This window comes from Amphritea sp. HPY (assembly GCF_050870985.1).
GTDB lineage: Bacteria > Pseudomonadota > Gammaproteobacteria > Pseudomonadales > Balneatricaceae > Amphritea.
The window spans coordinates 2360597-2372903 of record NZ_CP194015.1; the positions used below are offsets into that span (position 1 = coordinate 2360597).

10 protein-coding genes are annotated in these 12307 nt (G+C 50.7%); 6 read left to right on the forward strand and 4 right to left on the reverse strand.

Annotation, left to right across the window (positions count from 1 at the left end; genetic code table 11):
• Nucleotides 1-136 precede the first annotated feature (136 nt).
• Nucleotides 137-700 (reverse strand): recombinase family protein, encoded by a 564-nt coding sequence (locus tag ACQUQM_RS10650; protein ID WP_432474477.1) that lies wholly within the window; start codon nt 698-700, stop codon nt 137-139.
• Between the two features lie 272 nt (nt 701-972).
• Here ACQUQM_RS10650 and ACQUQM_RS10655 point away from each other — a divergent pair, with 272 nt between their 5' ends.
• Nucleotides 973-1383: a YbaN family protein gene (locus tag ACQUQM_RS10655; protein WP_432474478.1), complete on the forward strand. Its 411-nt coding sequence runs from the start codon at nt 973-975 to the stop codon at nt 1381-1383.
• Between the two features lie 422 nt (nt 1384-1805).
• Here ACQUQM_RS10655 and ACQUQM_RS10660 read toward each other — a convergent pair whose 3' ends face one another.
• A complete protein-coding gene (locus ACQUQM_RS10660; RefSeq protein ID WP_432474479.1) occupies nt 1806-2888 on the reverse strand; it encodes a substrate-binding domain-containing protein in 1083 nt (360 codons plus the stop codon).
• 170 nt (nt 2889-3058) lie between these two features.
• Here ACQUQM_RS10660 and ACQUQM_RS10665 point away from each other — a divergent pair, with 170 nt between their 5' ends.
• From ACQUQM_RS10665 to ACQUQM_RS10685, 5 genes are read left to right on the forward strand one after another with little or no spacing between them, the layout of a single operon-like run.
• Nucleotides 3059-3550, forward strand: coding sequence for a formate dehydrogenase subunit gamma (locus ACQUQM_RS10665; protein ID WP_432474480.1), 492 nt, complete (start codon nt 3059-3061; stop codon nt 3548-3550).
• Nucleotides 3550-5133, forward strand: a complete 1584-nt coding sequence (locus ACQUQM_RS10670) for a formate dehydrogenase beta subunit (RefSeq protein ID WP_432474481.1) — start codon at nt 3550-3552, stop codon at nt 5131-5133. The genes ACQUQM_RS10665 and ACQUQM_RS10670 overlap by 1 nt, the downstream gene beginning before the upstream one ends.
• Before the next feature lie 2 nt (nt 5134-5135).
• Nucleotides 5136-8003, forward strand: coding sequence for a formate dehydrogenase subunit alpha (gene fdhF, locus ACQUQM_RS10675; RefSeq protein WP_432474482.1), 2868 nt, complete (start codon nt 5136-5138; stop codon nt 8001-8003).
• Between the two features lie 16 nt (nt 8004-8019).
• Nucleotides 8020-8910: a formate dehydrogenase accessory sulfurtransferase FdhD gene (gene fdhD, locus ACQUQM_RS10680; protein WP_432474483.1), complete on the forward strand. Its 891-nt coding sequence runs from the start codon at nt 8020-8022 to the stop codon at nt 8908-8910.
• A 3-nt stretch (nt 8911-8913) separates the two neighbouring features.
• Nucleotides 8914-9129 (forward strand): formate dehydrogenase subunit delta, encoded by a 216-nt coding sequence (locus tag ACQUQM_RS10685; RefSeq protein ID WP_432474484.1) that lies wholly within the window; start codon nt 8914-8916, stop codon nt 9127-9129.
• A 937-nt stretch (nt 9130-10066) separates the two neighbouring features.
• Here the strand turns inward: ACQUQM_RS10685 and ACQUQM_RS10690 are convergent.
• A complete protein-coding gene (locus ACQUQM_RS10690; protein ID WP_432474485.1) occupies nt 10067-10792 on the reverse strand; it encodes a hypothetical protein in 726 nt (241 codons plus the stop codon).
• A 623-nt stretch (nt 10793-11415) separates the two neighbouring features.
• The gene (locus ACQUQM_RS10695) at nt 11416-12081 is read right to left on the reverse strand and encodes an SDR family oxidoreductase (protein ID WP_432474486.1); all 666 of its coding nucleotides are present in this window, start codon (nt 12079-12081) and stop codon (nt 11416-11418) included.
• Between the last annotated feature and the right edge of the window lie 226 nt (nt 12082-12307).

Here is a 12307-nt window from a genome sequence, read left to right on the forward strand (position 1 = left end):
CGCGTTTTCTTTATAACCAAACTTTCTTACAAGGTTATCCCGTTCAAATAAACCACAGTCTGTGCGAAAGAAGGCTTTTCCTAGCCACTAGCTAGTCGCGAAGCGACGGTCTAGCTACTAACTACTGCTTATATCTCTATTCAATCCCCTCTTTCTGGCAGGTTCGCAGTACAGTACGATACGACACTCCCAGATCCCGGGCAGCGGCTGTCTTATTTCCGTCATGCCGTTGCAGTGCAGCCTTTATCTGGGCTACCGAATGGGTCGGTTTACGGCCTTTATACGCTTTGCGCTGTTTAGCTTTTTCGATACCTTCACTCTGTTTTTCTTTCACCAGAGCCCGTTCAAAGCCGGATAAAGCTTCGACCATGCGTAGCATACTGCCGGTGGTACCCTCACTGTCATTGGCTTTAAAGGTCAGCTGTTCCTGATGAAAATGCACCGAAACGCCCTTAGAATTAAACTCCCGAACCAGATCCCGCAGATCAAACAGGTTTCTGGCCAGACGATCAATCGCACTCACATGCACTACATCGCCTTTGCGTATATAGCTACGAAGCTTACGCAGAGCAGGCCGCTCTGAACGACCCGAACGACATTTATCAATAAAGGTGCGTTTCATTTGCTGGCCGATAGTTGCTAACTGCGGAGCAACATCCTCCTCGGCCGAAGGAACCCGAAGATAGGCTATATCTGTCATATCCAACCTCTTTACCAGTCATATACAGCGATATGACATGCAACTTAATCCAATGTTATAGGATCATCCTATGAGAGGAGATCAGACTGTGCAATATTTTGACTACCTACTTTGTGTATATTTATTGGGCAATAAATAAAATAGCTTGCCATCGTCAGGTAAATAGCCAATATTCAAGTTAGTCTGAGTGTAATAATGAATCTACCAGGGAGATCTGGCATCCAACCAACAGCACTCTAAATCAGAACGCAAGTGTAATAAGGAATCTGAGATTGAGACAGACAATAGTCAGAACCCTCTATCTGATAGCCGGAATAATCTGCCTGATTCTGGGGCTTATCGGCGTCATTCTGCCGCTACTGCCAACCACCCCCTTTATTCTCGTCGCCGCATTCTGTTTTTCGCGCAGCTCAGAACGCCTGCACCAATACCTGCTCAATCACCCTCTGTTTGGCCATTACATTCGCGACTGGGAAGATTATGGAGTTATACCTTTCAAAGCCAAAGTGATAGGCACCACAATGATGCTGTTAATGGTCAGCTATCCGTTAATCTTTAAGCAGTTCCACCTTGGTCTCAAGGCGGCGATGACACTCACGATTCTGATCGCCATGGCGTATGTCTGGAGCAGACCTTCGGAGCCGGGAAAGAAAGATCAGAGTCCAGGTTCGGCCAGCAGTTAAAAAAAACAGGCCTCCCACCACTTACACTGTAAAATAAAACAGCACAGTGCTAATAAAGCCGAACAGAAACATGCATACCGCCAGAATGACGTAGGCGATGCCCAGATAATAGGCAATCTTCTTAGTATTAATAGTCTTCATATTTCACCCCCAGCGGTTACCCTGGCCTTGGCAAAGGCATTCTGAAGTCAGGTAGGTGAATACTGTCAAAACTCGCGTGGTTATAGGTTTAACAACAATCAGCAGTAAACACCGCCGGGCTTACCAAATAGATAATCGCTACAACACAGATACATACAATATCTGCGCCAATACATAAAAAAGTTGATAATCAAACACTTAAATAAAGCAGTCGGAGGTTAGCCCGACTCAAATGTGTAAAGTTGTAAAGTCCCCTGAACAGCTACGCACTGCGCAATTAGTTAGTGACACTCGGCGAAGATCTGATCCACCGTGACAATATCGCCACAGTCATCCGGCGAATAACCGGGCAGATTCCTGACGGCGTCCTGGAATTCACTCGCCCGTATAATATCAAGCAGCCGCACCATCGCTTCCTGCTTGAGTGTTTTGTTATGGCACACCAACAGATAATACTCAGAAGATAACGGTATAAAGTCGAGACCAAACTGTCGCGCTGCAGCCTCCACTCCCATACCGACATCCGCCATTCCCGCCGCCACAAAAGCTGCGACTGCAGAGTGGGTATATTCCTCATCGTCGTAGCCACTGATCTTACCGCTGTTAATCCCTTCCCGGCGCAACAGCTCATCCAGCAAAGCCCGGGTGCCAGAGTCTTTCTGACGATTGATAAACCTGACCTTCTCACCATCAGCATCTTTACGCACCAGATCTTTCAGCCCGGTTACCTGTTTCGGGTTATCCGGCTTAATCATCAACCCCTGACGGCGGGTAATGAATTTAATCACCTTATGTACCCTGGGTTTAAGGTAGCGGCTATAACTCTCTTGCAACGCCGGACTCATTCCCTCTTTTGGCACGTGGAAACCTGCTACATCGCAAACACCGCGATTGAGAGATGCCAGCGCCTCTTCAGCACTCTTATATTGCAGGTCGAGCTGAATATGCTCAGCAAACTCCGGCAGCAGTGCCACAGCATAACCGTAGCTGGCATGTAGTCGCAGCAGAGGGCTGACCCCTTCCAGCGCGCGGTGAATCTCAAGGTTAAGCTCCGAGGCCAGGCTATCCAGTTGCGGCTCAAGTCGCGCCAGCACCCGTTGTTCAGCCCACAATAGCTTTTCACCTAACGCCGTAAGTTTAGCCCCCTTGCCCCTCTGCATCTCCACCAGCGGCAGACCGAAAAATGCCGCCCAGGTATTGAGCAGATTCCAGCCGTGGCGGTAAGAGATGCCTATTTGCGACGTAGCCGTCGTCAGCTTACCGGTATCGTGGATCGCCCCCAGCAATGAAAACAATTGCGGATTCAACTGGTTACCTTCTGAATCCCGGAATGACCAGGTGGGAACAACCTGAACTCTCTTCATATGCACGACATTTCATATTTTGTTAATAGGGAACTAATGCTACTTTAAACTCACTATAAATGTATAGCTGACACGCATATACAGCACCTTACCCATTAAATATGAACTAGAGTGCATATTTAAAAACAAGGCATCGCAGCCAAGATGCTTGTTATAGGAATATAAAAACAATGACCACACAGTTTGAGCAAAGCTTGCAACAGGTGACAGAGGTGATCACCGGCTTGCAGGATAAACCCGGCGCATTGCTGCCGATCCTGCATGGCATTCAGGACCGGTTGGGTTATATCCCAGCGGAAGCCGTCACCATGATCGCCGAAGCACTGAACCAGTCCAACGCTGAGATCCACGGTGTTATCAGCTTCTATCATCAGTTCCGCACCACGGCACCGGGTAAGCACACTGTGCAGATCTGCCGCGCCGAAGCGTGCCAGTCGATGGGCTCGCGACAGCTTGAAGCCCACGCCAAAGAGACGCTGGGGGTAGATTTCCACCAGACGACCGAGGATCGCACAGTTAGCCTGGAGGCTGTTTACTGCCTCGGCAACTGCGCCTGCGCACCCTCTGTTCGCGTTAATGACGATATTGTCGGCCGGGTAACCCCGGAGAAATTTGATCAGCTGGTTGAGCAGCTTAAATCCCAGAAACTGGAGGTGCTGTGATGACCGCTGTTAAAACCGCAGTTAAAACCAAGGTCTATATCCCGCGGGATACAACTTCACTGGCGATGGGTGCCGAACAGCTGGCAGCAGAGATTGCAGCAGAAGCGGCAAACCGTGGCGAGACGATTGAAATTATCCGTAACGGTTCCCGCGGCATGTTCTGGCTGGAGCCTATGGTCGAAGTGGAAACCGATCAGGGCCGTATCGCTTATGGTCCCGTTGAGTGTAACGATATCGACAGTCTGTTTGACCAGGGCTTTCTCGGTGGTGAAACGTCCCACCCATTGTGCCAGGGTCTGACCGAAGAGATCCCTTACTTTAAAAAGCAGCAGCGTCTGACCTTCGCCCGCGCCGGTATCACCGACCCTGTATCGCTTACTGATTATCAGGAACTGGATGGTTTCAACGGCCTGAAGCAAGCGCTGCAACTCAGCGGTCAGGCGATTGTTGATCAGGTTAAAGCCTCCGGCCTGCGTGGTCGTGGTGGTGCAGCCTTCCCAACCGGTATTAAATGGCAGACCGTGCTGGATGCTGTACCGACTAAACACAATCAAAAATATATCGTCTGCAACGCCGATGAAGGTGACTCCGGTACTTTTGCCGACCGAATGGTGATGGAAGCCGATCCTTACATGCTGATCGAAGGCATGACGATCGCAGGTCTCGCGGTAGGCGCCGACCAGGGCTACATCTACCTGCGTTCTGAATACCCGGTGGCACATCAGATTCTTAACGAAGCGATTGCCAGGGCTGAAGCGGCTGGCTTTCTGGGTGACAACATTCTAGATAGCGGCAAGGCCTTCCATCTGGAAGTTCGCCTCGGCGCGCAGGCTTACATCTGCGGTGAAGAAACCTCCCTGCTGGAAAGTCTGGAAGGCAAGCGCGGACTGGTTCGCGCAAAGCCTCCTCTGCCAGCGATTGTAGGTCTGTTCGGTCAGCCAACCATCGTCAACAACGTACTGTCTCTGGCTGCTATTCCCTATATTTTGTCTAAAGGCCCGCAAGCCTATGCTGACTTCGGTATCGGCCGCTCCCTAGGCACCCTGCCGTTCCAGCTGGCGGGTAACATCAAGCGCGGCGGCCTGATCGAACTGGCGTTCGGCCTGACCCTGCGTGAACTGTTAGAAGATTTTGGTCAGGGTACGTTTACGGGTAAAGCGATGCGTGCGGTACAGGTTGGCGGCCCATTGGGTGCTTACCTGCCGGAAAGCCAGTGGGATACCCCGCTGGACTATGAAGCCTTCTCAGCGATCGGTGCAGTACTGGGCCATGGCGGCGTAGTGGCATTTGATGACAGCGTTGATATGTCTGAACAGGCGCGCTTCGCGATGGAATTCTGCGTTGAAGAATCCTGCGGTAAGTGCACGCCATGCCGAATTGGTTCAACCCGCGGCGTTGAGGTGATCGACCGTATCCGCAACAACGAAAACACGGATGCTAACCTGGAGTTACTGAACGACCTGTGTGACACCATGATCGATGGCTCTCTGTGCGCCATGGGCGGCATGACGCCATTCCCGGTGAACAGTGCGGTACAGCACTTCCCGGAAGATTTTAACCAGAACAGCAAAGCAGGAGCCTGATCATGCTTGAATATTTTGATCCAGAAAAAGATTACGGCACCCCGGCTCAGATTTCAGAAAATCTGGTTACCCTGCAGATCGATGGCGTTTCCGTCACCGTGCCTGAAGGCACTTCCGTACTGCGCGCGGCAGCCGAAGCGGATATCAATATCCCTAAGCTGTGCGCCACTGACAACCTTGAAGCCTTTGGCTCATGCCGTATCTGTGCGGTAGAGATCGAAGGTCGTCGCGGCACTCCGGCATCCTGTACTACGCCGGCAGAAGAAGGCATGCAGGTCACGACCCAGAACGATAAGCTGGGTCGCCTGCGCCGCAACATCATGGAACTGTACATCTCCGACCACCCGCTGGACTGCCTCACCTGCCCGGCTAACGGCAACTGCGAGCTGCAGGATGTTACCGGTGAAGTAGGTCTGCGTGAAGTGCGCTACGGCTTCGACGGAGAGAATCATTTAGATGCTGAAAAGGATGAATCCAACCCCTATTTCAGCTTCGATCCGAGTAAATGTATCGTCTGCTCCCGCTGCGTACGTGCCTGTGAAGAAGTTCAGGGTACCTTTGCGCTGACTATCGACGGCCGCGGTTTCGATTCCAAGGTCGCCGCCGGTCAGGACCAGCCGTTCATTGATTCTGACTGCGTCTCCTGCGGTGCCTGTGTACAGGCCTGCCCGACCTCAACCCTGATGGAAAAGAGCGTCATCGACAAAGGTCAGCCGGAACACAGCGTTGTTACTACCTGTGCCTACTGCGGTGTCGGCTGCCAGTTCAAGGCCGAGATGAAAGGCAGCGAAGTAATCCGCATGGTGCCGTACAAAGATGGTCAGGCAAACCACGGCCACTCCTGCGTTAAAGGCCGTTTTGCCTTTGGTTATGCTACCCATAGCGATCGTATCACCAAGCCGATGATCCGTGATTCAATCGACCAGCCATGGCAGGAAGTATCCTGGGAAGAAGCCCTCAGCTTCACCGCGACTAAACTGCGCGGTATCCAGGACAAGTACGGCCGTGAGAGCATCGGCGGTATCACCTCTTCCCGTTGTACCAACGAAGAGACTTACCTGGTGCAGAAGCTGATCCGTGCGGCCTTCGGTAACAATAATACCGATACCTGCGCCCGTGTCTGCCACTCGCCGACCGGTTACGGCCTGAAGACCACCCTGGGTGAGTCTGCCGGTACCCAGACCTTTGATTCCGTAATGCACGCCGATGCAGTAATGGTAATCGGTGCTAACCCGACCGATGCGCACCCGGTATTTGGTTCACTGCTGAAGAAACGCCTGCGTCAGGGTGCCAAGCTGATCGTCGCCGACCCACGTCGAATCGATCTGGTTAAGAGCCCGCATGTCGAGACCCAGCACCACCTGAAACTGCGTCCGGGCAGCAACGTCGCCTTCATCAATGCAATGGCCCACGTCATCATTACCGAAGGCCTGGAAGACACAGCCTTTATTACAGAGCGCTGTGAAGACAACGCCTATCAGGCATGGCGCAGCTTCATCAGCGAAGAACGTCATTCGCCTGAAAACACCGAATCGGTTACCGGCATTCCGGCAGACGAGCTACGTGGCGCAGCCCGAATCTATGCGACAGCTAAAAACGCCGCTATTTACTACGGTCTGGGTGTTACAGAACACAGCCAGGGTTCCAGCATGGTGATGGGTATCGCTAACCTGGCACTGGCCACCGGTAACATCGGCCGCGAAGGTGTTGGTGTTAACCCGCTTCGTGGTCAGAACAACGTACAGGGTTCCTGCGATATGGGTTCCTTCCCGCACGAACTGCCAGGCTACCAGCACGTTGCCGATGACGAAGTCCGGGCACGCTTTGAAGCGGTCTGGGGTGTAACTCTGGATAATGAGCCGGGGCTACGGATTCCAAACATGTTCGATGCCGCACTGGATGGCACCTACAAGGGCCTGTACTGTCAGGGTGAAGATATCGCCCAGTCCGATCCGAACACTAATCACGTGCAAGCCGCCCTGCGCTCCCTGGAATGCCTGGTGGTACAAGACATCTTCCTTAACGAGACAGCTAAGTTCGCTCACGTATTCCTGCCGGGTTCCTCTTTCCTTGAGAAAGACGGTACCTTCACCAATGCTGAGCGTCGTATCAACCGCGTCCGCAAAGTAATGCCACCACTGGCAGGCAAGCAGGACTGGGAAGTAACCATCGAGCTGTCAAAGGCACTGGGTTATGAGATGAACTACAGCCATCCTTCCGAGATTATGGATGAGATCGCCAGTCTGACACCGACCTTTACTAGCGTTAACTACGATCGTCTGGAAGAGATGGGCAGTATCCAGTGGCCATGTAACGACGATGCGCCGGATGGCACCCCGATCATGCACCTGGAGAGCTTCCCAATCGGTAAGGGCCACTTCGCGATTACCGAATATGTCGCGACTGAAGAACGTTCAACCCGTAAGTACCCGCTACTGCTGACCACTGGTCGCATCCTGTCGCAATACAATGTAGGTGCACAGACCCGCCGTACCGAAAACCAGGCATGGCATGATGAAGACGTGCTGGAACTGCACCCGCAGGATGCCGAAGATCGTGGCATCAATGATGGTGACTGGGTTGGTATTGCCAGCCGCGCCGGCGAAACCGTAATGCGCGCTAAGGTTTCCGACCGGATGCAACCGGGTGTGGTTTATACCACCTTTCACCACCCTGGCAGTGGCGCTAACGTGGTCACCACCGATAACTCCGACTGGGCGACCAACTGCCCTGAGTACAAAGTGACCGCAGTGCAGGCTATCAAGGTGAACGAACCTTCCGGCTGGCAGCAGCGTTATCACGAGTTTAACGATCAGCAGCTAAGCTTTCTTAAAGAAGGCCGCAAAAAGAAGACTGGAATGCGGGGATGAACGCGGGAATAATCCAATGGCTATGAAGAAACCAGAACAGCCTATCAACGATGAGAGCATCAGCCTGAGCGTGGATAACTGCCACAATCAGGCAGCAGTATCCCGCTGGCAGAATAACTGCCAGCTGGATGCGCTGGACAGCATCGCCGAAGAGATTCCGGTAGCCATGATCTACAACGGTATCTCCCACGTGGTAATGATGGCCAGCCCCTGCGATCTGGAAGATTTTGCGCTGGGTTTCAGTATCAGCGAAGGCATCGTAAAAACACCACAGGAGATCTACGAGATCGATGTGGTTGCCGACGCCGACAACCTGAGTGCCGGGGTGGAGATTCGTATGTCGATCACCACTCAGCGTTCGGTACAGCTCAAGCAACGCCGCCGTAACCTCACAGGCCGCACCGGTTGTGGCCTGTGTGGCGCTGAATCCCTGGAACAGGCGATCCGACCGGTAAAGTCGGTAAGCCCTGTTCCGATGATTCAACCCAAGGCAGTAGAACAAGCGGTCGGCCAGCTTACCCAACAGCAACCGCTGCAATCACTGACCGGCGCCTTCCACGGTGCCGCCTGGTGTAACCAAAGCGGTGAGATACAGCTACTGCGGGAAGATATCGGCCGACATAATGCACTGGATAAACTGCTCGGCGCGCTGAAGCAAACCGATACCGATCTCAGCGATGGTTTTGTGCTGGTCTCCAGCCGCGCCAGCTATGAGATGGTGCACAAGTCCACCAGCTGTGGCGTGTCCACTTTGGTTGCGGTATCCGCACCGACACGACTGGCACTGGACCTGGCCAAACAGGCAGGACTAAATCTAATCGGCTTTGCCCGTCCAGGCCGTCACGTAATTTATAATCAGGCTGAACTCGCTTCTTCAGAAAAGCCTTCAACTGATTCAGAGGAATAAAGAATGGGAAATCACCAACTGACCAGCCTGATTAAAATGGCCAATCAGATCGCCGCCAACAACACCCACATCGGCGACGATGCCGCTGAAGCAAAGATGGTCGCGGATCACCTGACCAAATTCTGGGCGCGCTCGATGAAAGCTCAGATTACGGATTACCTTAAGGAAGATGGTAGTGAGCTGACACCGATTGCCAAACAGGCGGTCGCTTCGCTTTAGTCGCTAGCTAGAACATGGCGCAAGCGCCATTGCTAGTAGCTAGAAAAAGCAAAAAAGGAGCCGTTGGCTCCTTTTTACATTCCGTAACTCGTGGCTCGAACGCAGCAAAAAACGCTGCTTGCTCGTTGCTCGGAAACCCTTCTTAATCTGCTTAGCTTCAGCTCTGTCCACCATACTTTGTAAGATCGGTAGGTTGGGTTAGCGCAGCGTAACCCAACATTATCAAAGGGCCAAAGCATAAACTTTACTCTGACCCTCTTTACTTCTAGTGGCTAGACCGTCGAACAAGTTCGACTCGCTAGAACGCGGCTTCGCCGCTGGCTAGTAGCTAGAAAAAGCAAAAAACGCTGCTTGCTCGTTGCTCGGAAACCCTTCTTAATCTGCTTAGCTTCAGCTCTATCCACCATACTATGTAAGATCGGTAGGTTGGGTTAGCGCAGCGAAACCCAACATTAGCAAAAGGCCAAAGCATAAACTTTACTCTGACCCTATTCATATAGTGGCTAGACCGTCGAACAAGTTCGACTCGCTAGAACGCGGCTTCGCCGCTGGCTAGTAGCTAGAAAAAGCAAAAACGCTGCTTGCTCGTTGCTCGGAAACCCTTCTTAATCTGCTTAGCTTCAGCTCTGTCCACCATACGTTGTAAGATCGGTAGGTTGGGTTAGCGCAGCGAAACCCAACATTAGCAAAGGGCCAAAGCATTAACTTTACTCTGGCCCTATTTATACTCCTGACCCTATTTATACTCCTATTTATATTTATACATGGCGCAAGCGCCATTGCTAGTGGCTAGAAAAAGTAAAAAAGGAGCCCGTGGCTCCTTTTTATTAAGGTTGGTGCCGAGTGCAGCGACGCCCATCATCAGCAGGGGGGGCCGTGCATTAATTTACGCTGCCCTTGTTTAGCTTTAAAACCAACAGCCTTAAAAACAAATTATCTAATAAAAGCCCCCTAATTTAAGGTTTTCATGACGCTCAGATCCAATTAACTTCAGCTTCTCTATATATTCTTCTTTTTTTGAATCTCTGTAATATAGGTCAGTATGCCATTCAGAGGCATCCCAACTTGTCATTGGAACAGGAGCAATATCAGTATAATATTCGGGATTTGAATAATACTGGACCATTAAAAAACTATTATTCTCAGTTAATCTATGCTGAGTATACACCGCAAAGTTTGGTCGTTTTATCTTATTAGCCTTAATATACTCAAGAGCATCTAAAGAAGCTTGGTCTGTGTTCTTTCCTCTGGTCGTTCTAAAATAATTTATTCCCCAGCAATCTTGATCGGCACCTCTTTCATTTACAAAAACCTTTGCAAATAAAATATTACTCCTTTCACAGAACCTACTTTGAACAAACCCGTTACTTCCAGAATTATTCAATGAGCTTCTAATAAAAACTCCATCAGTAAAAGTAACATCATCTGTTTTAAGTAAATGTAAATTAGCAAAAGACTGGCCTACATCGTTAGATGTGAACCGTACAGATATAAATTTCCATTTACCTTCGGGCAATGGCACTTCATGATTTGCAATAGGAAATAAAGTCTCAAATACCTGGCCCTGAACATACTTCTGAAGCTGCTCTTTAGGTGGATTTGAAATACATCCCGCCATAAAAATTGACGATAAAATTAAAATACAACTCAACATTCCTTTCATCTTAACATTCCTTTTTGGTTACTATATTTTAATGCTAATGAGGGAAAACAGGATCAAAATATAGTTAATTTCGCCCCCCTAATCGCCATCACTTCAGTTGTAATATTAAAAACATAGAAAAGCTTTGAAAAAGCTACTATATTCTCTTCCGCTGAAAATAAGCTGGCTCATTTGATCCCTTGCGCAGTGTTGGCCACGCGATTCCATTGGGTTAAATATGCCTGATAGACCAGTGAGATACAATTGATCCGGGTCGGTAGTCCTTATTCTTGCCACTGAACTACAAGCTGGTACGGACTAATGATCCCCTTCTGCGCAGCCGAGCATTTTGTGCCCCTTTGGGTATTGTAGTTTTTCAATGGACCAAAGCTGGGAACTGTCTGAGAGTGCGAAGCAGCACGGTAACTGGCCCGTGCCGCTTACAAAGTGCGCTTTCACACACCGGGTTAAGAAGGCTTTTACGTTTTTTCTAGCCACTAGCAGGTCGAACTTGTTCGACGATCTAGCGAGGAAGGTTTACCTTCCGGTCTAGCTACTGCCCTTCTGTTTTTTCTAGCTACTAGCAGTGGCGCTTGCGCCACGTTCTAGCTAGCGGCGAAGCCGCGGTCTAGCTACTCTTTTCCTTACCAGGGCAAAACCTCCCCGTTGGAATGCCAGAAAGTACCCGAGTTTGAAAGCTTAAGTTCATCGATCCTCTGGGAAAGCCGATCTGCTGCTTCATCAGGCGTAATATCACCATGCCCACCGATCATCTCTGTACCCACCAGCCCCGGATGCAACAGGGCCACTGCAACACCTTTAGGCTTGAGATCATGGGACAGCGACATACCGGCAATATTCAGTGCAGCCTTGGACATACGATAACCGTAACGACCACCACTGGTGTTGTCAGTCACTGAACCCATCCGGCTGGTAATCAGTGCCACTTTCGCGTTAGCAGCCAGATTATCCATCAGCGCCTCGGTTACCCGTAGTGGTGCCAGGGCATTAGTCTCAAACTGCTGACGAATCGAGCCCGGGGAAATACTGCCAAGCACCTCATTACGCAGGATACCGGCATTATTGATCAGCAGATCAATGCTCACACCCTGCAACTCCGAATCCAGACGATCGATTCCCTCTTGTAGGGTCACATCAACATCGTCAATGATATTCACCCCAAGGAAGGCAAGCTCCTCTGACGCCTGTCGGCAAACCCCGTAAACATCGTAGCCCCGCGCCTGATACAAGCGGCAAAAAGAAAGACCAATACCCCGACTGGCTCCAGTAATTACAACAGTTTTAGACATAGCATAGGCTCTCATAAAATTAAGATTCAGATACCAATATAGATTGGGATGAACAGATCGTTTTCAACAACGCTTACGGGAAGCTTTTTACAACGTCCAAATTAGACATCGCGGCACTTCCCCCAACCCACTAATTTTTTTTAGTGGGAACGACGCTAGCATGCGCCCATCGGGTACCTCGTCGCGAAGATCTGCATAAAGAAAACAAATCGCCACGAGGGCGTGG

Coding starts and splice junctions, on each gene's coding strand:
- ACQUQM_RS10650 (WP_432474477.1), bottom strand. CDS start 700: ATGACAGATATAGCCTATCTTCGGGTTCCTTCGGCCGAGGAGGATGTT.
- ACQUQM_RS10695 (WP_432474486.1), bottom strand. CDS start 12,081: ATGTCTAAAACTGTTGTAATTACTGGAGCCAGTCGGGGTATTGGTCTT.
- fdhF (WP_432474482.1), top strand. CDS start 5,136: ATGCTTGAATATTTTGATCCAGAAAAAGATTACGGCACCCCGGCTCAG.
- fdhD (WP_432474483.1), top strand. CDS start 8,020: ATGGCTATGAAGAAACCAGAACAGCCTATCAACGATGAGAGCATCAGC.
- ACQUQM_RS10685 (WP_432474484.1), top strand. CDS start 8,914: ATGGGAAATCACCAACTGACCAGCCTGATTAAAATGGCCAATCAGATC.
- ACQUQM_RS10660 (WP_432474479.1), bottom strand. CDS start 2,888: ATGAAGAGAGTTCAGGTTGTTCCCACCTGGTCATTCCGGGATTCAGAA.
- ACQUQM_RS10670 (WP_432474481.1), top strand. CDS start 3,550: ATGACCGCTGTTAAAACCGCAGTTAAAACCAAGGTCTATATCCCGCGG.
- ACQUQM_RS10690 (WP_432474485.1), bottom strand. CDS start 10,792: ATGAAAGGAATGTTGAGTTGTATTTTAATTTTATCGTCAATTTTTATG.
- ACQUQM_RS10665 (WP_432474480.1), top strand. CDS start 3,059: ATGACCACACAGTTTGAGCAAAGCTTGCAACAGGTGACAGAGGTGATC.